Origin of the sequence: Micromonospora sp. NPDC051300, from assembly GCF_044455315.1 — a bacterium.
In the GTDB taxonomy this organism is placed as follows: domain Bacteria; phylum Actinomycetota; class Actinomycetes; order Mycobacteriales; family Micromonosporaceae; genus Micromonospora; species Micromonospora robiginosa.
The window spans coordinates 275,061-296,484 of record NZ_JBITEP010000002.1 but is presented as its reverse complement, the minus strand read 5'-3'; the positions used below and the strand labels follow the sequence as shown (position 1 = coordinate 296,484).

At 74.9% G+C, this 21,424-nt stretch carries 22 protein-coding genes; 1 reads left to right on the top strand and 21 read right to left on the bottom strand.

The window, feature by feature from the left end; all coding sequences use genetic code 11:
• Positions 1 to 9: 9 nt before the first annotated feature.
• The 3 genes from hisB to hisD are packed head-to-tail and all read right to left on the bottom strand — an operon-like array spanning position 10 to position 3,010.
• Positions 10 to 621 carry an imidazoleglycerol-phosphate dehydratase HisB gene (hisB, locus tag ACIA5A_RS04450; protein WP_091059669.1) on the bottom strand — a complete coding sequence of 204 codons (612 nt, stop codon included), beginning with the start codon at positions 619 to 621 and terminating at the stop codon, positions 10 to 12.
• A complete protein-coding gene (locus ACIA5A_RS04445; RefSeq protein ID WP_396756324.1) occupies positions 618 to 1,691 on the bottom strand; it encodes a histidinol-phosphate transaminase in 1,074 nt (357 codons plus the stop codon). The genes hisB and ACIA5A_RS04445 overlap by 4 nt, the downstream gene beginning before the upstream one ends.
• On the bottom strand, positions 1,688 to 3,010 hold the full coding sequence (gene hisD / locus ACIA5A_RS04440) for a histidinol dehydrogenase (RefSeq protein ID WP_396756322.1): 1,323 nt from the start codon (positions 3,008 to 3,010) through the stop codon (positions 1,688 to 1,690). The genes ACIA5A_RS04445 and hisD overlap by 4 nt, the downstream gene beginning before the upstream one ends.
• 108 nt (positions 3,011 to 3,118) lie before the next feature.
• Here hisD and ACIA5A_RS04435 point away from each other — a divergent pair, with 108 nt between their 5' ends.
• The gene (locus ACIA5A_RS04435; protein ID WP_396756320.1) at positions 3,119 to 3,829 is read left to right on the top strand and encodes an LON peptidase substrate-binding domain-containing protein; all 711 of its coding nucleotides are present in this window, start codon (positions 3,119 to 3,121) and stop codon (positions 3,827 to 3,829) included.
• On the opposite strand, the gene ACIA5A_RS04430 is transcribed toward ACIA5A_RS04435, so the two are convergent.
• The 18 genes from ACIA5A_RS04430 to ACIA5A_RS04345 form a co-directional block, all read right to left on the bottom strand.
• Positions 3,795 to 4,676 carry a DUF2567 domain-containing protein gene (locus ACIA5A_RS04430; RefSeq protein ID WP_396756318.1) on the bottom strand — a complete coding sequence of 294 codons (882 nt, stop codon included), beginning with the start codon at positions 4,674 to 4,676 and terminating at the stop codon, positions 3,795 to 3,797. The two genes, ACIA5A_RS04435 and ACIA5A_RS04430, sit on opposite strands and share 35 nt — an antisense overlap.
• Before the next feature lie 48 nt (positions 4,677 to 4,724).
• A complete protein-coding gene (locus ACIA5A_RS04425; RefSeq protein WP_396756316.1) occupies positions 4,725 to 6,335 on the bottom strand; it encodes an ATPase in 1,611 nt (536 codons plus the stop codon).
• 140 nt (positions 6,336 to 6,475) lie between these two features.
• Positions 6,476 to 7,330, bottom strand: coding sequence for a hypothetical protein (locus tag ACIA5A_RS04420; RefSeq protein ID WP_396756314.1), 855 nt, complete (start codon positions 7,328 to 7,330; stop codon positions 6,476 to 6,478).
• Between the two features lie 2 nt (positions 7,331 to 7,332).
• The gene (locus ACIA5A_RS04415; protein WP_396756312.1) at positions 7,333 to 8,277 is read right to left on the bottom strand and encodes an RluA family pseudouridine synthase; all 945 of its coding nucleotides are present in this window, start codon (positions 8,275 to 8,277) and stop codon (positions 7,333 to 7,335) included.
• A complete protein-coding gene (gene lspA / locus ACIA5A_RS04410) occupies positions 8,274 to 8,876 on the bottom strand; it encodes a signal peptidase II (RefSeq protein ID WP_396756310.1) in 603 nt (200 codons plus the stop codon). Before lspA ends, ACIA5A_RS04415 begins: the two co-directional genes overlap by 4 nt.
• Before the next feature lie 67 nt (positions 8,877 to 8,943).
• The gene (locus ACIA5A_RS04405; protein WP_091268039.1) at positions 8,944 to 9,363 is read right to left on the bottom strand and encodes a TraR/DksA C4-type zinc finger protein; all 420 of its coding nucleotides are present in this window, start codon (positions 9,361 to 9,363) and stop codon (positions 8,944 to 8,946) included.
• Positions 9,364 to 9,582: 219 nt separating this feature from the next.
• Positions 9,583 to 11,088 (bottom strand): potassium/proton antiporter, encoded by a 1,506-nt coding sequence (locus ACIA5A_RS04400; RefSeq protein ID WP_396756308.1) that lies wholly within the window; start codon positions 11,086 to 11,088, stop codon positions 9,583 to 9,585.
• A gap of 22 nt (positions 11,089 to 11,110) precedes the next feature.
• Positions 11,111 to 11,419 carry a DUF167 domain-containing protein gene (locus tag ACIA5A_RS04395; RefSeq protein WP_396756306.1) on the bottom strand — a complete coding sequence of 103 codons (309 nt, stop codon included), beginning with the start codon at positions 11,417 to 11,419 and terminating at the stop codon, positions 11,111 to 11,113.
• Positions 11,420 to 11,421: 2 nt separating this feature from the next.
• Complete coding sequence (locus ACIA5A_RS04390) at positions 11,422 to 12,075, bottom strand: hypothetical protein (RefSeq protein ID WP_396756304.1); 654 nt, start codon at positions 12,073 to 12,075, stop codon at positions 11,422 to 11,424.
• A gap of 73 nt (positions 12,076 to 12,148) precedes the next feature.
• Positions 12,149 to 12,952: a DivIVA domain-containing protein gene (locus ACIA5A_RS04385; RefSeq protein ID WP_181569516.1), complete on the bottom strand. Its 804-nt coding sequence runs from the start codon at positions 12,950 to 12,952 to the stop codon at positions 12,149 to 12,151.
• A 41-nt stretch (positions 12,953 to 12,993) separates the two neighbouring features.
• A complete protein-coding gene (locus ACIA5A_RS04380; protein WP_091059628.1) occupies positions 12,994 to 13,299 on the bottom strand; it encodes a YggT family protein in 306 nt (101 codons plus the stop codon).
• 29 nt (positions 13,300 to 13,328) lie between these two features.
• On the bottom strand, positions 13,329 to 14,033 hold the full coding sequence (locus ACIA5A_RS04375; RefSeq protein ID WP_396756301.1) for a cell division protein SepF: 705 nt from the start codon (positions 14,031 to 14,033) through the stop codon (positions 13,329 to 13,331).
• 193 nt (positions 14,034 to 14,226) lie between these two features.
• Complete coding sequence (locus ACIA5A_RS04370; protein WP_396756299.1) at positions 14,227 to 14,973, bottom strand: YggS family pyridoxal phosphate-dependent enzyme; 747 nt, start codon at positions 14,971 to 14,973, stop codon at positions 14,227 to 14,229.
• A 9-nt stretch (positions 14,974 to 14,982) separates the two neighbouring features.
• Complete coding sequence (gene ftsZ, locus ACIA5A_RS04365) at positions 14,983 to 16,098, bottom strand: cell division protein FtsZ (protein WP_396756297.1); 1,116 nt, start codon at positions 16,096 to 16,098, stop codon at positions 14,983 to 14,985.
• Between the two features lie 217 nt (positions 16,099 to 16,315).
• Entirely contained in the window at positions 16,316 to 17,134 is an 819-nt protein-coding gene (locus tag ACIA5A_RS04360; RefSeq protein WP_396756295.1) for a cell division protein FtsQ/DivIB, read from the bottom strand.
• Entirely contained in the window at positions 17,131 to 18,606 is a 1,476-nt protein-coding gene (gene murC / locus ACIA5A_RS04355; protein ID WP_396756293.1) for a UDP-N-acetylmuramate--L-alanine ligase, read from the bottom strand. The genes ACIA5A_RS04360 and murC overlap by 4 nt, the downstream gene beginning before the upstream one ends.
• Positions 18,607 to 18,637: 31 nt before the next feature.
• Entirely contained in the window at positions 18,638 to 19,744 is a 1,107-nt protein-coding gene (gene murG, locus ACIA5A_RS04350; RefSeq protein WP_396756291.1) for an undecaprenyldiphospho-muramoylpentapeptide beta-N-acetylglucosaminyltransferase, read from the bottom strand.
• On the bottom strand, positions 19,744 to 21,159 hold the full coding sequence (locus ACIA5A_RS04345; protein WP_396756506.1) for an FtsW/RodA/SpoVE family cell cycle protein: 1,416 nt from the start codon (positions 21,157 to 21,159) through the stop codon (positions 19,744 to 19,746). The genes murG and ACIA5A_RS04345 overlap by 1 nt, the downstream gene beginning before the upstream one ends.
• Between the last annotated feature and the right edge of the window lie 265 nt (positions 21,160 to 21,424).

The window sequence follows — 21,424 nt, the reverse complement described above, 5'->3', positions numbered from 1 at the left end:
TCGCGCTCATCAGAGAGCGCCCTTCGTGGAGGGCACCACGCCGGCGCTGCGCGGGTCGATCGCGGTGGCCTCGCGCAGTGCGCGGGAGACCGCCTTGAACTGGGCCTCCACCACGTGGTGCGCGTCCGGGTGCCCGCCCGGCCGGGCCGCCCGCAGCACGTCGACGTGCAGCGTGACCCGGGCCGACTGGCCGAACGACTCCCAGATGTGCCGGGTCATGCTGGTCGGGTAGACCGGCCCGATGTACGGCGACAGCGCCGGCTCGTCGTGCACCACGTACGGCCGGCCGGACAGGTCGACCGCGGCGCGGACCAGCACCTCGTCCATCGGGACGGTGGCCGAGCCGTACCGCCGGATGCCGGCCTTGTCGCCCAGCGCCCGGTCGAACGCCGCGCCCAGCGCGAGCGCGGTGTCCTCCATCGTGTGGTGCGCGTCGATCTCCAGGTCGCCGACCGTGTGCACGGTCAGGTCGAAGCCGCCGTGCCGGGCGATCTGGTGCAGCATGTGGTCGTAGAAGCCGACGCCGGTCTCGATGTCGGCCTTGCCGGTGCCGTCCAGGTCGATCTCGACAAGCACCTTGGTCTCGTTGGTGACCCGCTCGATCCGGGCGGTGCGGTTCATGGCAGCTTCTCCATCGCGGACAGGAAGGCGTCGGTCTCGGCCGGGGTCCCGGCGGTCACCCGCAGCCAGCCGGGCAGGCCGACGTCGCGGACCAGCACGCCGGCGTCGAGCAGGGTACGCCAGGCGGCGCGCTGGTCACCGCCGACGGCGAAGAGCACGAAGTTGGCGTCGCTGTCGGCCACCCGGTGCCCCCGCGCGCGCAGCTCGGCGACGATCCGGTCGCGCTGCTCCATGATCGCGGTGACGGTGCCGAGCAGCGCGTCCCGGTGGGCCAGCGCGGCGCGGGCGGCGGCCTGGGTGAGCGCGGAGAGGTGGTAGGGCAGCCGCACCAGTTGCACCGCCGCCACCACCGCCGGATCGGCGGCCAGGTAGCCCAGCCGGCCGCCGGCGAACCCGAACGCCTTGCTCATGGTGCGGGTCACCACCAGGCGCGGGTGACCGGGCAGCACCGCCAGCGCGCTGACCGTGCCGGGCCGGGCGAACTCGGCGTACGCCTCGTCCACCACCACCATGCCGGGCGCCTCGGCCAGCACGGCGGCGACCACCGACGGGTCGAGCGCGGTGCCTGTCGGGTTGTTCGGCGAGCAGAGGAAGACCACGTTCGGCCGGTGCGCGCGCACCTGGTCGACCGCGTCGGCGGCGGTCAGCCCGAAGTCGGCGCCCCGGACACCGGGCACCCACCCGGTGCCGGTGCCCAGCGCCAGCAGCGGGTGCATCGAGTAGGCCGGGGTGAAACCGAGCGCGGTGCGCCCCGGGCCACCGAACGCCTGCAACAACTGCTGCTGGATCTCGTTGGAGCCGTTGGCCGCCCACACGTGGTCGACGGTCAGCCCGTGCCCCAGGTAGCCGGCCAGGTCGGCGCGGAGCGCCACCGCGTCCCGGTCCGGGTAGCGGTTGAGGTCGCGCAGCTCGGCCGCGACGGCCTTGCCGATCGCCTCCACCACCGGCTCGGGCACCCGATAGGAGTTCTCGTTGGTGTTCAGCCGCACCGCCACGTCGAGCTGCGGCGCCCCGTACGGCGTGCGGCCCCGCAGGTCGTCCCGGATCGGCAGGTCGTCGAGCGAGGTCACGACACGCCCCCGGGGAACCGGACGCTTACCGCCTGGCCGTGCGCCGGCAGGTCCTCCACGCCGGCCAGCGTGACCACGTGCGGGGCCACCTCGCGCAGCGCCTGCTCGGTGTATTCGACCAGGTGCACGCCGCGCAGGAAGGACTGCACGGACAGGCCGGAGGAGTGCCGGGCGCAGCCGCCGGTGGGCAGCACGTGGTTGGAGCCGGCGCAGTAGTCGCCGAGCGACACCGGCGACCAGGCGCCCACGAAGATCGCGCCGGCGTTGCGCACCCGCAACGCCCACTCGCGCGGGTTCTCGGTCTGGATCTCCAGGTGCTCGGCCGCGTACGCGTCGACCACCCGCAGCCCGGCCTCCAGGTCGTCGACGAGGACCACGCCGCTCTGCTCGCCGCGCAGCGCGGTGCCGATTCGCTCGGCGTGCTTGGCGGCCGGCGCCTGCCGGGCCAGCTCGGCGTCGACCGCGTCGGCCAGCTCGGTCGACGGGGTGACCAGCACGCTGGCCGCCAGCGGGTCGTGCTCGGCCTGGCTGATCAGGTCGGCGGCCACGTGCGCCGGGTCGGCGGTGTGGTCGGCCAGGATCGCGATCTCGGTCGGGCCGGCCTCGGCGTCGATGCCGACCACGCCGCGCAGCAGCCGCTTCGCGGCGGTGACCCAGATGTTGCCCGGTCCGGTGATCATGTCGACCGGCTCGCAGCGCTGCTCGCCGGCCGGGTCGACGGTGGCGCCGTAGGCGAGCATGGCGACCGCGTGGGCGCCGCCCACCGCGTACACCTCGTCTACGCCGAGCAGCGCGCAGGCCGCCAGGACCCGGCGGTCGGGCAGGCCGTCGTTCTCCTTCTGCGGCGGGCTCACCACCACCAGCGAGCGCACCCCGGCCGCCTGGGCCGGCACGACGTTCATCACCACTGTCGACGGATACATCGCCAGGCCGCCGGGGACGTAGAGACCGACCCGGTCGACCGGCAGCCACCGCTCGGTCACCGTGCCGCCGGCCACGACCCGGGTGGTGTGGTCGGTGCGGCGCTGGTCGGCGTGCACCCTGCGGGCCCGGGTGATCGACTCCAGCAGCGCGGCGCGGACCTGCGGGTCCAGGTCGCCCTCGGCGGCGCGGATCACCTCGACCGGCACCCGCAGGTGCTCCGGGGACACGCCGTCGAACCGCTCGCTGGCCTCCCGGATCGCCGGGTATCCATGCTCCCGGACCGCCTCGACGAGGGGACGGATCCGCTCGACCGCCACGGAGACGTCGAGCTGGGCACGGGGCAGCAGGCGGCGCGGGTCGGGCACCCCGCCGCGCAGGTCGATCCGAGTCAGCACGCCTGCGAGTCTAGGCCGCCGCCGGTCGGACCGGCCGGGCGCGCCCGTACGCCGGGACGGTGAGCCGGGACACGCCGACGCGGGCGCGATGGGGATACCCTCGATCACGTGAGCGCACGGCTGCCGGTGTTCCCGCTCGGGACCGTCCTCTTCCCCGGGCTGGTCCTTCCCCTGCACATCTTCGAGGAGCGCTACCAGGCGCTGGTGCGCCACCTGGTGGGGCTGCCCGAGGGCGCGCCCCGCGAGTTCGGCGTGGTGGCGATCCAGGCCGGCTGGGAGGTGGCGCAGGCCGGGCCGCCGGGGCGCACCGAGGCCGGGCTGGCCGGCGGCGAGGTCACCCTGCACGAGGTGGGCTGCACCGCCGAGCTGCGGCAGGTCACCGAGCTGACCGACGGCGGGTTCGACATCGTCACGGTGGGCCGGCGCCGGTTCCGCATCGCCGAGATCGACGACGCCGCCGAGCCCTATCTCACCGCCGAGGTGGAGTGGCTTCCCGAGCCGGCCGGCGCGGACGAGGTGGCCGACGTGCTGGCGGCCCGGGTGATCTCGGTGTTCCGGCACTACCTCGGGCTGATCCGCCCCGACCAGGAGGAGATCTCCGAGCAGCTCCCGGAGGATCCGACGGTGCTGTCGCACCTGGTCGCGGCGACCGCCGCGCTGACCGTCGCGGACCGGCAGCGGCTGCTCGCCATCGACGACACCCCGGACCGGCTCCGCGCCGAGCTGCGCCTGCTCAACCGGGAGACGGCGCTGCTGCGCCAGGTCCGGGCGGTGCCGGTGCCGCTCAGCGAGCTGGCGGGTCTCCCGGCGCCCAACTGAGCCCCGGCGGCGGTGACTGCCCGCCCCCGGCGCCGGGCGCGGGCGGCCAGGCGCCGTCGGGCTCCGGCTCGGGGCGCAGCGACGGCCAGCGCGACCAGCCGGCCAGCAGCGTGTACGTGACGGCCGCGCCGAACGCCGCGAGCAGCAGGTTGCCGTGCGGCAGGGGCAGCGGGCCGAACCAGTCGACGCCGCCGGCGCGCAGGTCGGCGGGCTTGGTGAAGTCGGTGCCCGGCGGCGCGGTGTCCACCAGCCGCTGGAACGTGGCCAGCCCGATCCGGCGGCCCACCTGCCAGGCCACCACGGCCGCGCCGAGGCCGCCCAGGGTGACCGCGAGCAGCCCGGCCGGGCCCCGCCGGCGGCGCAGCAGCACCCACAGGCCGATCGCGGAGAGGACTCCGAAGCCGAGCGCGAGAAGGCTGAACCAGCCGTCGGCAGCGATCGGCTGCTCCGGCTGCGGCACGGCGTAGACCGCGCCGTCCGGGGTCTGCCGCACCGGCGTGCCCGGCGCCAGCCACGCCCAGAGAAGCCCGAGCGGCGCGCCGAGCGCGGTGAGCGACGCCGTCACGCCGAGGGCCGTCGCCACCGACCGACCGCCACCGCGTCGTGCGACAGTCGTCTCCGGCGGCGGCGCGAACGGGGGATGACCCGCCCACGGTGCGGCGCCGGTCGGCCACTCCGTCGGGCCCTGGTGACCGGCGGACGCGTCCATGCCGGTCGTCCGCTCCGTCGGGCGCGCGGGCGCGGCGGGCGGGCTGTCGGGCCCGGCCGGGGGCCCCTCGACGGGCGGGCGGTCGGCTGCGCCGGAGCGGTCGGCGCTCCGCTCGGGATCAGGGGTGTCCGGGCTCACCCGGTGATCCTCTCAGGCCCGGGCCGGCCGTGGGGCGGTGGTCGGCGGTCAGCGCGCGAACGGCTCCAGCATCACCGAGGCCGCCTTGAGCCAGGCGTTGCGGGTCTCCGCCTGGAGCTGGGGGTATTCGATCGAGGAACCGGTCTCCAGCGCGGGATCGTAGGGCACCACGGCGACCGCCCGGGTGCGGGTGGCGAAGTGCCGCTCCAGGTCGTCCAGGAGCGAACTGCGGCCCGGCGTCGGGCAGGAGATCAGCGTGACCGCGTTGTCGGCCAGCTCGCCCATGCCCACCTCGTGCAGCAGGTCGAGCATCCAGTCGGCGCTGAAGGCGGCGTCCTCGCGCGGCACGGTGGTGACCACGAGCTGGTCGGCCGCCTGCATGACGGTGCGCCAGTTCGGGCTCTCCACGTTGTTGCCGGTGTCCACGCAGACCACCTCGTGGGTGCGGCGCAGCAGCTCCAGCACCCGCTTGACGGTGAACTGGTCGAGCCGCTGGGCGAAGCGCGGGCTCTCCTCGCCGGCCAGCACGTCGTACGAGCCGTCGGCGGCGTGCCGCAGGTAGTCGTCGAGCTGCGCCAGCAGGGCGTCGCCCTCCAGGATCTCGATCTGGGCGAGATCCTGCACCAGGTGCCGGATGGTGCGCGCGTGCCGGGCGCTGCCGGCGCGCAGGCCGAGCGTGCCCCGCAGTTCGTTGTCGTCCCAGGCGAGCACGCCGCGCCCGCGGACGCTGCCCACGCTGGCCGCGGCGAGCACCGTCGCGGTGGTCTTGTGCACGCCGCCCTTGGGGTTGGCGAAGGCGAGCACCCGGGGGGTGCCCAGCTCCCGGCGGAGCACCCCGGTCGCCCGCTCCAGCTCGGCGTCCGGTTCCGGGGCGCGCCACTTCGCCCGCGCCGGGTCGAGCCGGCCGGGTCGGGCGTCGGCCGGGCGGCGCGGGGCGGGCACCACCGGCTGCTCCGGCGGCGGCGCGATGCCGGGGCGGTAGCGGCCCCGGTCGAGCAGGGCGTAGCGGGACTCCGGCGGCGGCGCGGCCGGCCGGTAGCCGCCGTCGAGCAGGGAGTAGCGCGACTCGACCGGCGCCTCGGCCCGCCCGCGCGGCTCCGGCTCGGCCCGCCAGGACGGCTCGGCCGGCGGATCGACCGGGTAGGAGGGGTCGGCACGCCAGGACGACGGCTCGGCCCGTGGCTCGATCGTCGACTCCGCCGGGTAGGACGGGTCGGCGCGCCAGGACGGCTCGGCGCGCGGCTCGGGCGCGTAGGACGGCTCGGGCGCGTAGGACGGCTCGGCCCGCCAGGACGGCTCGGCCGCCGGCTCCGGGTCGGTGCGGTACGCCGGCTCCGCACGGTAGGCCGGCTCGCCGTCGTAGCGGGGGTCGGCGCGGAAGGCCGGGTCGACCCGGAACGTGGCCTCGGCCCGGTAGCCGGGTTCGGCGCCGTACGACCCGTCGGCGGCGCGCCCGACCGGGGCGGCGCGACCGGTCCAGCCGGTGCCGGCGCCGCGACGGGGCAGCGGATCCGGGGGCGGCACCGGGCTCTCCTCGACGCGCCGGTCGGCGTCGGTGTGCTCCGCGCCGCGACCGCCGAGCCGGGCCCGGTCGAGCAGCGCCCGCCACCGCGGTGCCGGCTCGCCCTGCCGACCCCAGCCGGTCTCGCTGCCGTCCAAGGATTCGCCCTCCCCCAGCCCATCGATCTCCGCCTGACAGGCTACGAACGAAACCCTATTCGGACCACTCCCCGCGCCGCACATCGCCCGGTGGCCCTCCTCACCGTGGCACCCCACCGACGATGACGCGCCCGGGCGTCTCAGGAGGTGGGAGCGGGATTGGGTGAGGCGGACCCGGCGACGCGCGCCCGGCCGGTGGGTGAAGGTGCGCTCACTGTCGGTGCGGCTTCCGACGAATCGCCCATTCCGCCGCCCGCGTCCGCCCCGGTGTCGGCCGGCGGCCGGGCCACGTCCCGCTGCTCCGGCAGCGGCGGAGTGAACACGGTCCGGTCCAGCCGGGTCACCTCCGGCGCCGGGTCGACCGCCCGCACCCCGGCACGCGCGGCGAGCGCGCGCAACACCGCCGGGGCGCCGCGCACCACCGCGGCGTAGACGCAGGCGCACCCGCTCCGGTAGCCGGCCGCCTCCCGGGCCGCGACCGCGGCGTCGGTGTCGTACCGGCGGCGGAGCCCGGCGTCGGCGGCGGCCGCCGGGGCGGCGGCGCGGGCCCGGTAGTCCGCCGCCTCCCGGTCCTTGCGCCCGGCCACCTCGGCCATCCCGCCGACCACGTCGTCGGGCAGGCGCAGCGCGGCGATCCGGACGATCTCGGTCTGCCGGCCCGGCAGCGGCACCCGCGCGACCACCGCCGACACCGGTGCGCCGGCCAGCGTGGTCGCCACCCGGGCCGGGGTCAGATAGTCCCCGAAGGAGACCAGCGCCCAGCCGTCGGGCGCGTCCAGCCGGGCCAGCTCGTCGGCGGCGGCGCCGAGGTAGGCCGGCACGGACGCACCGTCGACCACCCCCACCCGGGTCACCTCGCCGACCGTGCGGTCGCCCACCGGCTCGTCCCGCCGCTGCGCCATCGCGACCAGCAGCACCACCAGCGCGCAGCCGAGCGCGAGCCAGCTCAGCAGCGGCCCACGGGACCGGCGCGGCGGCCGGGCGTCGTCGCTCACGGTCAGTCGCGCAGGATCTCCAGCGCCCGGGCCAGGTCGTCCGGGTAGTCGCTGACGAACGTGACGTCCTCGCCGGTGCGCGGGTGCCGGAAGGTCAGCGAACGGGCGTGCAGCCACTGCCGGGACAGCCCGAGCCGGGCCGACAGGGTCGGGTCGGCGCCGTAGGTCAGATCGCCCACGCAGGGGTGTCGCAGCGTGGAGAAGTGCACCCGGATCTGGTGCGTCCGCCCGGTCTCCAGCCGCACGTCGAGAAGGCTGGCCGAGGGGAACGCCTCAAGCGTGTCGTAGTGGGTGATGCTGGGCTTGCCGCCGGAGACCACCGCCCAGCGGTAGTCGTGGTGCGGGTGCCTGTCGATCGGCGCGTCGATGGTGCCGCGCAGCGGGTCCGGGTGGCCCTGCACCACAGCGTGGTAGCGCTTCTCCACCTCGCGTTCCTTGAACGCCCGCTTCAGCGCGGTGTAGGCCAGCTCGCTCTTGGCCACCGCCATGATCCCGGTGGTGCCCACGTCGAGGCGGTGCACCACGCCCTGCCGCTCGGCCGCGCCGCTGGTGGAGATCCGGTGGCCGATGCCGGCCAGCCCGCCGATCACGGTCGGGCCGGTCCAGCCGGGGCTCGGGTGCGCCGCCACCCCGACCGGCTTGTCCACCACCACGATGTCGTCGTCGGCGTAGACCACGGTCAGTCCGGCCACCGCCTGCGGCACCACCGTCGGCGGGGCGGCCGGCGCGGGCAGCGTGACCTCCAGCCAGGCGCCGGCGCGCACCTTGTGCGAGTTGGCCCGGGCCACCCCGTCGACCAGCGCGTCGCCGGCGTCCACGAGCGCCGCGGCGGCGGTGCGGGACAGCCCGAACAGCCGGGACACGGCCTGGTCCAGCCGCATGCCGTCGAGGCCGTCCGGGACCGGCAGGGACCGCTGGTCGCCGCCGGTGGCGTACGCGGCGGTCATGCGCGCTCACGCTCGTCGGCCGGGGCGTCGTCGGCGGCCTTCTCGGCGCGGGCCCGCGAGCCGTCGCGCTGCCGGCCGGTCAGCTCCAGGAAGACCGCCAGCACCACGCCGCAGCACAGCGAGCTGTCGGCCAGGTTGAACACCGGGTAGTACTCGCCGTACGGGCCGAACAGGCTGATCATGTCGACCACGTGGCCGACGAAGTGGCCGGGGGCCCGGAAGATCCGGTCGGTGAGGTTGCCCAGCGCCCCGCCCAGCACCAGGCCCAGCGACACCGCCCAGGGCAGCGAGCGCAGCCGCAGCGCCATCCAGCCGATCCACCCGATCACCGCGAACGTGATCAGCGGGAAGACCCAGGTGTGGTCGGAGCCGATGCTCCAGGCGGCGCCGCTGTTGCGGGTCAGGGTGAAGTAGACGGCGCCGCCGAGCACCGACACCGGCTCCCGGCCGGGCAGCTCGCTCAGCGCGAGCTGCTTGGTGCCCAGGTCCGCGAGGAGCGAGACCAGGGAGACGCCGAGCAGCAGCGTGACCGCCCTGCGGCGGGGCGTGCCGGCGCCTGTCTCGGTGGTGCCGGACCCGGCGGGCGGTGCTGCGGTCATCTGCTCCCCATCGACGCTCGCGACGGTGGCGGTCACCGTCTGCCGTTCGGCCGCCGGGGAACGGACGTCAGCGCCGCTCCTCCAGCTGCTTGCAGCTCACGCAGAGGGTGGCCGACGGGAACGCGGCGAGCCGCTCCACCGGGATCGGGTTGCCGCACCGCTCGCACCAGCCGTAGCCACCCTCGTCGAGCCGCTCCAACGCGCGCTCGACCTGCGTGATCCGCTCCTTGATGCTGTTGGCGAGTGAGATCTCCTGCTCGCGCTCGAACGTCTTGGTGCCGGTGTCGGCCTGGTCGTCCCCGGCCGAGTCGGTCAGCCGGTCGCGCTGCAGCTCGGTGATCTCGCTCAGCGTCTGATCGTACTCGGCGTTGAGTTCGTCCCGCCGTGCCGCCAGCGCGGCCCGGATCTTCTCGGTCTCCGCCGCGCTGCGGGTGGCCTTCGCCACCGGCTTGCGGCCGGCGGTCCTGGTGTCGGCTGGCTTCGCCATCGTCAGCTCCCTCAGCCGCGTGGCGCGGCGGTCAACGGTACGTGGGCAGGGGGCAGCGGCGCGTCCCCCGCGAACGGAACGGGCACGCGGCGACCTCGCCGCGTACTCCGGAGGTTGGCAAGAATACGGAACGTACAGGCGTCCGACAACGTGCCGCACCGTCGCTCCGCGTTTCAGCCCCTAACAGCCACCAATCGGGGCAAAGGGAACGCTAGCAGATCAGCCGGTCCGGTCCTCGCCGTACTCCCCAAACCACCGGGCCAGGCGACCCCGCCGGCTCACCGCCCGCAACCGCCGCTCGGCGGCGTCCCGCACCCCGGCCGTGGCGACGATGAGCAGGCTGTCCCCCACCTTCAGCCGGGTGTCCGGGCCGGGCACGAAACCCACCCCGTCGCGGAGCACCAGCGTGACCGCCGCGCCCACCGGCAGCCGCAGCTCGTCCACGTGCACCCCGGCCAGCCGGGAGCCGGCCGGCACCTCCAACTGGAGCAGGTCGGCCCGCATCCGCTCCAGCGGAGCGGTCTCCAGCAGGATCTCGCTCGCCTCCGCCGGCGCGGTCACCCGCAACCGGCGGGCCGCCGGCGCCAGCGTGCCGGCCTGGAGCAGCGTGAAGATCACCACGAGGACGAACACCGCGTCGAAGAGCCGGTCCGCGCCGGGCACCCGCAGCGACAGCGGGATGGTCGCCAGCACGATCGGCACCGCGCCGCGCAGCCCGGCCCAGGAGAGGAAGAGCTGCTCACGCAGCGGGACCCGGAACGGCAACGCGGAGACCGCCACCGACAGCGGCCGGGCGAACAGCAGCAGGGCCAGCCCGGTGATCACCGCCGGCAGCACCGCGGCGTCCAGCCGGCTCGGCGAGACGAGCAGGCCCAGCAGCACGAACAGGCCGATCTGGGCCAACCAGGCCAGCCCGTCGGCGAAGCCGAGGATCGCCTGCCGGTGCGGCAGGCGGGAGTTGCCCAGCAGCACGCCGGCCACGTAGACCGCGAGGAAGCCCGACGCGTGCAGCACCGAACCGGCCGCGTACGCCAGGACGGTGAAGCCGACCACCGCGATCGGATAGAGACCTGACGACGGCAGCGCGGCGCGGCGCAACGCGTACCGCCCGGCCAGGCCGGCGCCCACCCCGACCGCCGCGCCGACCCCCAGCTCGTAGCCGAGCAGCAGCACCTCGTACCACCACGGGTGGGCGGCCTCGGCCCCGGCGCGGGACAGCAGCAGCACCAGCAGGACCACCGGGGCGTCGTTCATCCCCGACTCGGCCTCCAGCGTGGCCACCAGGCGCGGCGGCAGCCGCAGCCGGCGCAGGGTGGCGAAGACCGCCGCGGCGTCGGTGGAGGAGAGCACCGCGCCGTAGAGCAGCGACAGCCGCCAGTCCAGGCCGAGTAGCAGGTGCACCACCACGCCGACGACCGCGATGCTCACCACCACGCCCACCGTGGAGAGCGCGGCCGACAGGCCGAGCACCGGCCGCAGCAGGCTCCACCGGGCGCTCAGCCCACCCTCGGCGATGATCACGATGAGCGCGCAGAAGCCGAGCACCCGGGTCAGCTCGACGTCGTCGAAGTCGATGCCCAGGCCGGCCTCGCCGATGAGCACGCCGAGCGCCAGGTAGACCAGCAGGCTGGGCACGCCGAGCCGGGTGGAGAAGCGCACCGCGCCCACCGCGACCAGCAGCACGGCGGCGCCCACCAGCAGCGCGAGGTTCAGCCCCGGGGTCATCGCCGACCGGCCCGCCGGTCGGTCACCCGGCGCTGCCGTCGCGCAGGCGACGCAGCGCCTCGGGCAGGCCGTCGGCCGGACGGTCGACGAGGAAGAGCTTGTCCCGGCTGGCCGCGCCGGACCGCAGCGACACCGCCGCCGGCCGGACGCCGAGCGCGTCGGCCAGCGCCCGCCGGGCCGCCTCGGTGGCCCGCCCGTCCACCGCCGGCGCGTGCACGGCGACGACCAGGGCCGGACCGTACGGCCCGTCGAACCGGCCGCCGACCCGGGCGCGGGCCGCACCGGGCTTCACCCGCACCGCGACGGCGAGCGGGGTGTCCGCGATCGTCATGGTCAGCGGGGCCGGGCGTCGGCGAGCAGCGTGGTGGCGGCGGCGCAGTGGGCGCACGGGGTGAACCCGAGCCCGACCGCCTCGGCGACCGGCAACGCCTCGTCCAGCCGACCGACCAGGTGCGGGCAGTCGTCGAGGTGGAAACGGGGGTGGCCGTCGACCACCCGGACCTCGTCGGAGCGCCGTGCCAGCCGGGCCACCTGCCCGGCGGAGAGGAACTCGGCAGGCGGATCGCCGTCGAACGGGCCGTCCGGCGCCGGCGACGTGGGCGACGGCGAGCCGGGCTCGGCCGCGGGCGAGTACGGCTCGGTCGCGGGCGAGTACGCGGCGGTCGCGTCGTACGGCTCGGCCACCGGTGACCCGGGCGGTTGCCGCCACCCGGGTCCACCGGCGCCGCCCGTGGACGTGTGGTGCGGGACCGGGCTCACCGGCTCGTCCGGGGACGGGCCGGTGGGTGCGGTCCGGGAACGCGGGCCGGCCTCGCGACCCGCCGCGGCCCGGGTCGCGGCCGCCTGGCGGGCGAACGCGACGAAGGCGACGGCGGACAGCAGGCTGGCCGCGATCGAGACGATCAGCAGCGGGCTGGACCCACCGGCCAGCCCGACCACCAGCAGCACGACGGCGACGAGGATGAGCAGGACGCTGGCGGCTATCACAGCTCACCCCCGGCCGCGTCGTGACGGTCTGGTGCGGTCGGTGGCCGTCACCGGGACGGCCACCGACGTGGGCTCAGCGGCCGGACTCGAGCGAGCCGCCGCGGCCGCCCCCGAAGGAGCCGGCGAGACCTGCGGTGGCGAGGCCGTTGCTGCCGCCGGCGGCACGGTTGCCCTCGCGGTTCATCTCGACCTCGATGCCCTGGCCGCGACCGTCGAGGTCACGCAGCTGGCTCTCGAGGTAGGCCTTGAGGCGGGTGCGGTACTCGCGCTCGAACTGCTTGAGCTCCTCGATGTGCTTCGACAGCGCGGTGCGCTTGGCGTCCAGGCCGCCCATGGCCTCCTGGTGCCGCTGGCGGGCGTCCCGCTCCAGGGCGTCGGCCTTGGCGCGGGCCTCGCGGGTGACCTCCTCGGCCTTGGAGCGGGCCTCGGACAGCAGGCTGTCGGCCTCGCGCCGGGCGTCGGAGACGTGGTCGTCGGCGGTGCGCTGGGCCATCATCAGCACGCGCAGCGCCTGCTGCTCGCCGTCCCCGGTCACCCCCGCCGGGCCGCCCTGGGCGCGGACCTGCTCCAGCTCGGACTGCATCGCCCGGGCCGCCTGCTCGGCGGCCGCCTTGTCGCGCTGCACCCGGTCGAGCTGGGCCTTGACGTCGTTGAGCTCCGCCGCGAGCCGGGCGTCGCCGCCGGGGCCGGCGGGTGCGCCACCCCGACCGCCGCGCTCCACCTGGGCGCGCAGCTCGTTGTTCTCCTCGATCAGACGGGCCAGCTCGCGCTCGACCTCGTCCAGGAAGGCGTCGACCTCCTCCTCGTCATACCCCCGCTTGCCGATCGGCGGCTTTTTGAAGGCGACGTTGTGGACGTCGGCCGGGGTCAGCGGCATCGAAACTCCTCGGGTCAGTTGCGGCCGCGAAAGCGCTCTGGTCAGGCGAACGCCACGATCAGGCGCTGTAACACGAACTCCATCAGCACGAACAGGATAACCAGGAGCACAAGGGAGGCCAGGTCGATGCTCACGGTACCAATTCGCAGTGGTGGGATCACACGCCTCAACGCGCGCAGGGGCGGATCAGTGACGCTCCACACGACTTCCAGTCCCGCCGACGCCCCCCGCCCCGGTTGCCACCGACGACCGTAGGCCAGCACGGCCCCCAGGACAAATCGGGCCAAGAGGACAAGCAGGAAGAAGTAGAGCAGTAGATAGAGCACCTGGAACAGGATCGACAACACGGCAGGCGACGTCCCTCGGTCGTGCGGGATTAGCTCAGACTGAAAAAGCCGCCCTCAGCGATCTTGGCCTTGTCCTCCGCGGTGACCTGGACGTTGGCCGGTGAGAGCAGGAACACCCGGTTGGTCACGCGCTCGATCGTACCGCGCAGGCCGAACGCGAGCCCGGCGGCGAAGTCGACCAGTCGGCGGGCGTCCGCCTCGTCCATCTCGGTGAGATTGATGATCACCGGCACCCCGTCCCGGAAGTGCTCGCCGATGGTCCGCGCCTCGCGGTAGGTGGTCGGGTGCAGCGTGGTGATCTGGTAACGCTGCTCGTCCTCCGGCGCCACCGTCCGCTCGCGTGGCGAGGACTGCGGCGCCAGGGCGAGATTGTCCCGGGTGTGGTAGGTCAGCGAGCCGGACGAGTCGCCGGTCGAGGACCGGGTGATCGACCGCACGCTGGACCGCTCGGTGCGCTCCGGGCGGTCGAGTCGCTCGGTCTCGGACCGGTCGTTGTCGACCGCGCGGCCGGTGGTGCGCTCGGACAGCCGACCCCGGTCGCCGGTCCGGGCCCGGGGCGCCGGCGGCTCCTCGGACTCGTCGTCGTCCTCGTCGGCGAACTCCTCGGCGTACCGGCTCGACCGGTAACGCGAGTCACGGTAGCCACCCTTGTCGTAGCCGCCGTCCTCGTACGCCCGCTCGTCGTCCTCCTCGACGAGACCGAGCCAGACCCCCGCCTTGCGCAGTGCACCCATCCCCGCGCCCTTCCGTCCGCCATGCGGCACGCGCCCCCGTGCCGTGTCGCTTGATCACAAGTGGACGATCATGCCCACCGGACCGGATCGGCAATCCCCTGGCGCGCGGTTCGCGGCCCGCCCGCCACGGCCCCCGGCTACGGGAACGCCGTCCTGAACAACACTGATGTAATTTGCTTCCGTCGCGGCCAGGCTACCCCAGCGTGGGGCGCATTCCGAGCAACGCGCTGCCGACGCGGACATGTGTCGCGCCGTGATTGATCGCGCTCTCCAGATCGCCGCTCATCCCCGCCGACACCGCCGTCGCGCCCGGATGGTCGGCCCGCAGCCGCGCCGCCACCTCGGCCAGCCGGGCGAACGCCCGGTCCGGCTCCCAGCCCAGCGGCGCCACCGCCATCAGGCCGGCCAGCCGCAGCCCGGCCGCGCCGGCGACCGCCGCGGCCACCGGGTCGAGGCCCCGCTCCGGGTCGGCCACGCCCGGCAGCGCCCCGCCCCGGGCCGGGTCGCCGTCGATGCTCACCTGCACCAGCACGTCCAACGGTCGGTCCCGGACCTCGGACGCGGCGGCGTCCAGCGCGGCGGCCAGCCGGACGCTGTCCACGGACTGGACCACGTCGGCGTACCGGACGACCGAGCGGGCCTTGTTGCGCTGCAGCCGGCCGATGAAGTGCCAGCGCGGGGCCACGCCCGCGCCGGCCACCTCCGCCGCCTTGGGCGCCGCCTCCTGGTCGCGGTTCTCCCCCATGTCGGTGACCCCGAGCCCGGCCAGCGCGACCACGTCGGCGGCCGGGTAGGTCTTGGTCACCGCGACCACGGTGACCTCGCCGGCGTCCCGGCCGGCAGCCGCGCAGGCGTCGGCGACGCGGGTGCGTACCCGGGCCAGCCCGGCCGCGATCTCGGCGCGACGCTCGGGTCGCACCGCGGTGGGTGAGTCCGTCATCGGCGCGGCTCAGGACCCGTTCTTGAGGAAGTCGGGCACGTCGACGTCGTCGAAGAGCACCCGACGCGACGGCTGCTGCGGGGCCGGCATGGTGGCCGGCGGGGTCACCGGCGTGCTCGGCTGCGCCGGCGGGTTCTGGTTGCTCTTGCGCGGCGGGTCGACCGCCTTGTACGCCGGCGTGCCCCCGTCGAAGCCGGCCGCGATCACGGTCACCCGCACCTCGTCGCCGAGCGCGTCGTCGATGACCGCGCCGAAGATGATGTTGGCGTCCGGGTGGGCGGCGTCGGTGACCAGCTGCGCCGCGTCGTTGATCTCGAACAGGCCGAGGTCCGAGCCACCGGCGATGGAGAGCAGCACGCCCCGCGCGCCGTCCATGCTCTGCTCCAGCAGCGGGCTGGAGATGGCCGCCTCGGCCGCCTCGACGGCGCGGTTCTCGCCCCGGGCGCTGCCGATGCCCATCAGCGCGCTTCCGGCGCCGCTCATCACGCTCTTCACGTCGGCGAAGTCCAGGTTGATCAGACCCGGCGTGGTGATCAGGTCGGTGATGCCCTGGACACCGGAGAGGAGCACCTGGTCCGCGGTGCGGAAGGCGTCCATCATGGAGATGTTGCGGTCACCGAGAGCGAGCAGCCGGTCGTTGGGGATCACGATGAGGGTGTCGCACTGGTTGCGCAGCTCCTCGATGCCCGCCTCGGCCTGCACCTGCCGGCGCTTGCCCTCGAACGAGAACGGCCGGGTGACCACGCCGATGGTGAGCGCGCCGAGCTTGCGGGCGATGTTCGCCACCACCGGCGCGCCGCCGGTGCCGGTGCCGCCGCCCTCGCCGCAGGTGACGAAGACCATGTCGGCGCCCTTGAGCACCTCCTCGATCTCGTCGCGGTGGTCCTCGGCGGCGTTCTTGCCCACGTCCGGGTTGGCGCCCGCGCCCAGGCCACGGGTCAGCTCCCGGCCCACGTCCAGCTTGACGTCGGCGTCGCTCATCAGCAGCGCCTGCGCGTCGGTGTTGATCGCGATGAACTCGACGCCCTTGAGCCCAACCTCGATCATCCGGTTGACGGCGTTCACGCCGCCGCCCCCGATGCCGACGACCTTGATGACCGCCAGGTAGTTGTGCGGAGGTGTCATCTCCGGTCCTTTCCCTTCGAGATTGGCATGGGCCGACCCCACACGGCTTGGCCGGACCAGAGGAGAACCCTCACCCTCTACTAGAGGCTTAGAGTTATGTCAACCACTGATCTCTTCGGGGCAACGTATGCGCCGCCGCGCCAGGAGCCAAGGACCCCCTCCGGCGTGTCGCCGTTCGAGCGGCCCGCGACACACCTGCCGGTCGCTGACTCGCGGGTCACTGGAACGTGACCACGTCCGGCGCGCTGACGTCGATCCGGTCGGCCCGGCGGGGCAGCAGGGTGGTGGCCACCGTGGACTTGTCCGCGCTGCGCGAGGCGTCACCCCAGAAGACCTGCCGCTCCCCGCGCAACAGCAGGGTGATCCGGGCCAGCCCGGCCACGTCCACCGCGACCAGCTCGGCGCGCAGCTTCGCCCCGAGCGAGGCGAGCACCGCCAACCCGGCCCGGGTGCCCGGGTCGTCCGGTCCCGGCGCGGCGACCCGGACGAGCGGCAGCCCCTCCGGCGCCCGGTCCGCGCGCTGGAACACCACGCCCGCGGCGTCGACCACGACGAACCGGTCCCCCTGCGGCACGGCCGCCACCGGCACCCGCTCGACCACCCGGACGACGAGCGCGCCCGGCCAGTCCCGCTCCACGGTGGCCCGGGCCACCGGCGGCAGCGCGCCGACCCGGCGGGCGGTCGCGGCCAGGTCCACCCGGGCCAGCGGCGTGTCGTCCGGCACCGCCGCCGCGTCCCTGATCTCCACCGGCGTGACCAGCCGCGCCCCGACCACCCGCACCTCGCGGACGCCGAACAGCCCGGTGCCGAGCACCGTCCAGGCGACCAGGGCGGCGACCGACAGCACCGCCGCCGCGACCGCCCAGGGCATCGCGGCCCGCATCCGCCGCTGCCGGGCCCGGGCCATGAAGCGACGGGTCGACGGCGGCACCGCGTCCGCGCCGGCCCGCACCAACTGCCAGCGCCGGACCGGGCTGCGCCGCCCCGCCCCGCCGTCCTGGCCGGGGGTGCGGCCGCGGGCCGGGCCGGGGCTCATCCGGCCGGGGTCGCCGCGCCGTCCGGGCCGACGCCCAGGGCCGCCGCCCCACCGGTACGGGCCAGCAGGGCGTCCAGCAGTTGGTCACCCATCAGCGAGATCGGCGGCGCACCCATGGTCACCACCACGTCGCCGGGGCGGGCCCGGCGGGCCACCTCGGCCGGCACGTCGTCCCACGCGTCGACGAAGACCTTCCGCTCCGCCGGCAGCGGCACCGCCTCGACCAGCGCGGCCGACCCCTCACCGGGCTGGCGCAGCTCGCCGGGGCCGAACACCTCCAGCAGCACCAGCTCGTCGGCGATGCCGAGCGCGGCGGCGATCTCCGCCTGCAGGTCCCGGGTGCGGTAGAGCCGGTAGGGCTGGAAGACCACGATCAGCCGCCCGTCGCCGGCCACCTCGCGCAGCGTCTGCAGCGCCAGCGTCATCGAGGTCGGGTGGTAGGCGTACTCGTCGTAGACCAGCACGCCGTCGGCGACGCCCTTGCGCTCGAAGCGCCGGCGCACGCCCGGGAACGCGCCGAGTGCGGCCTCCGCCGCCGCCACCGGCAGCTCCAACAGGTACGCGGCGAGCACCGCGGCGGCGCTGTTGAGCGCCATGTGCCGGCCCGGGACCGGCAACCGGATCTCGCCCAGCGACCGGCCCTCGACCTCGGCGAGGTAGCGCACCCCCTGCGCCGACGAGGTGACGTCGCTCATCCGCAGGTCCGCGTCGGCGGACTCGCCGTACGTCCAGACCCGGCGGCCCCGGGCCCGCAGCGCCTCCGCCAGCCGCCGCCCACCGGCGTCGTCGGCGCAGGTGACGATGAAGCCGTCCGGGTCGGTGAGCGCGGCGAACTCGGCGAACGCCGCCTCCAGGTTGGCCAGGTCGCCGTACGTGTTGAGGTGGTCCGCCTCGACGTTCGTGATGATCGACACGTACGGGCGGTAGATGAGGAAGGAGCGGTCGCTCTCGTCCGCCTCGACCACGAAGTGCTCGCCGGTGCCGTGGTGCGCGCCGGAGCCGACCTCGGAGATCTCGCCACCGATGACGAAGGACGGGTCGGCGCCGGCCTGCTGGAGCACCATGGTGACCATCGACGTGGTGGACGTCTTGCCGTGCGTGCCGGCCACCGCCACCGTGCGGCGGCCGGTCATCGCGGCGGCCAGCGCCTCGGAACGGTGCAGCACCCGCAGGCCGCGCCGGCGCGCCTCGACCATCTCCAGGTGGTCCTGCGGGATCGCCGAGGAGTAGACGACGGTGTCCACCCCGTCCAGGTTGGTCACCTCGTGACTCATGTGGATCGTCCCGCCCAACGCCCGCAGGCCAGCCAGGGACGGCCACTCCCGCAGCTCGCTGCCGGAGACCGGCAGGCCGCGGGTGAGGAAGAGCCGGGCCAGCCCGGCCATCCCGACCCCGCCCACCCCGATCAGGTGGATCCGGCCCAGGTCCTCCGCCGTCATCGTGCCGGCTGGCGTGAACTGCGCGGTGTTCATCTCAGGTACCTTCCCGTCGCGACGCCCGGCATCAGCGGGCCACCGCCTCGTAGACGAAGTTCAGCAGGGCCACGTCGCCGTCGCGGCGGCCGTAGCCGGCCGCGGCGTGGCTCATCGCCCAGAGCCGCTGCGGGTCCCGGATCAGCGGGATCACCGTGCGCTCCACCCAGGCCGGGGTCACCTCGGCGTCGTCGACGAGCAGCCCGCCGCCGGCCTCCACCACGGGCAGCGCGTTGCGCTTCTGCTCCTGATTGCTGTGCGGGTAGGGCACGTAGACCGTGGGCAGGCCGATCGCGGCCACCTCGGCGCAGGTCATCGCACCGCCGCGGCCCAGCATCAGGTCGGCCGCCGCGTAGCCCAGCTCCATCTCGGACAGGTAGGGCAGCGTCACGTACGGCACCGGCAGGTCGGTGGGGACGGAGACCGGCTCGTTGCGGGCGCCGATCACGTGCAGCACCTGCACGCCGTTGCGGGCCAGCTCCTTGGCGGCGCCGGAGACGGCCAGGTTGATCGAGCGGGCGCCCTGCGAGCCGCCGGCCACGAAGAGCACCGGCAGGTCGGGGCGGAGCCCGAAGTGGGCGCGGGCGGCGTCGCGCAGGGCGGCGCGGTCCAGCCCGGCGATGCCCCGGCGCAGTGGCACCCCGACCACCCGCGCGTCGCGCAGCGACTCGGCCTGCGCCGGCTGGTGCGGGAAGCCCACCGCGACGTTCTTGGTGAACTTCATGCCCATCCGGTTGGCCACGCCCGGCGGCACGTTCACCTCGTGGATGACGATCGGCAGGTCACGCCGCCACGCGGCCAGGTAGCCGGGGACCGAGACGTACCCGCCGAAGCCGACCACGGCGTCGGCCTGCACCTCGTCGATCACCTTGCCCGCCGCGCGGGCCGCCTTCCACATCCGGTCGGGGGTGCGCACCAGGCTCATGTTGACCGACCGGGGGAGCTGGTAGGCCGGGATCTGCCGCAGGTCGTAACCGGCCGGCGGGATCAGCTCGTTCTCCAGGCCCTTCGGCGTCCCCAGGCAGGTGATGCGGACGCTCGGGTCGTGTCGGCGCAGGCAGTCGGCGAAGGCGAGCAGCGGGTAGATGTGCCCACCCGTGCCCCCTCCGCAGAGCACCACCGAACGCAGCGGACCCATCAGCGTCTCCTCTCGCTCGCCGAGCCGGCGCGCGTCCGGTCGGACCGGACGCCGCGGGCCGCGGCCTGATCGTCCTGCCGACGCTGGCGGGACCGGGGCACGGACCCTCGGTCCGCCGGGGGCGGCGCCGGTCGGCGACGCCGGCCGGGAAGCGGCGGCAACGGGGCCCACACTAGTCGGACCCATCGGGCCGGCGGACGGGCGTGCAGCGCGCGGGCCGCGTCCGGCTCGGCGCGGGCGAAGGAGGCGAGCATGCCGATCGCGGCCAGCGTCACCACCAGGGCGCTGCCGCCGTCGGAGATGAACGGCAGCGGTACGCCGGTCAGCGGCAGCAGGCCGGTGACCCCGCCGATGTTGATCACGGCCTGGCCGACCAGCCAGGCGGTGACGCCGGCGGCGGCGAGGCGGCGGAACGGGTCCTCCACCCGACGGGCGATCCGCATGCCGGTGTAGGCCAGCACGGCGAAGAGCACCAGGATCACGGTGCAGCCCACCACGCCCAGCTCCTCGGCGACGATCGCGAAGATGAAGTCGTTGTGCGCCTCGGGCAGCCAGCCGTACTTGAAGCTGCTCTGCCCCAGCCCGACGCCGAACCAGCCCCCGTTGCCGATCGCGTAGCGAGCCTGGATGAGCTGATAGCAGTTCTCCAGCTTCTCCTCGAAGCAGGTCTGCGGGGACGGCGGGTCGAGCCACATGGTGAGCCGGCCGAGCCGGTAGTTGTCGGCGTCGCGGGAGCCGGAGCCGGCGCCGAGCGAGGCCACCGCGACCAGCAGGCCGATGCCGAGCAGGCCGATCGCGGAGAGCGTGGCGAAGACCCGGCCCCGCACGCCGGCCGCCCAGAGCAGGCCCACCACCAGCGCCACCAGGCAGAGCATGCTGCCCAGGTCGTTGAAGCCGACCAGCACGAAGAGCAGGCCGACCACCGGGAACAGCGGGGTGGCCAGCTCCCGCCACCAGCCCAGCGTGGCGCCCTTGCGGGCCAGCACGTGCGCGCCCCACAGCACCAGCGCGAACTTCGCCACCTCGGCCGGCTGGAGCGAGATCGGGCCGAGGGAGAGCGAGAGGAGTTCGCCCTTCAACGGCCCGATGGACGCCACCCCGAACAGCGACTCCAACGCGACCAGCAGGTTGAGCAGGAGCAGCAGCGCCACCGCCACGCCGAGCGCGGGGCGGCTCACCGCCCGGAACGTGCGCGCGGGCAGCCGCTGGCAGGCCCAGAACGCGCCCACCCCGATCACCGCGAACACCGCCTGCTTGGTCAGCGAGGCCGAGGCGTCGCCGTCCAGCACGTAGTCGCGCACGCTCGTCGCCGAGAAGACCATGGTGAGGCCGATCAGCAGCAGCAGGCCGGCGCTGGAGAGCAGCAGGTAGTACGACGCCAGCGGCCGGGCCAGCAGGCCGCGCAGCGCGGCCAGGCCGCCCGCCGGGTCCCACCGGGTGGCGTCGGCCGGCGTGTCGACCGGCGGCGTGGCCGCGGGCGCGCGGCGGACCGGCGGATCGTTGGTGACCTGGATGTCTCGTCCCTCCCCCACCCGCCCATCATGGCGGCTGGACCCGCCCGCCCGTGGCGCAACCGCGCGGTCGGCGTGTCGGAGTGGGAGGGGGGGGGGGGGGGGGAGTTTTGGGGTGGTACATAGTTGAGCAGCGAGAGCCAGAATGAACAACGGTGGGGCAACCCAG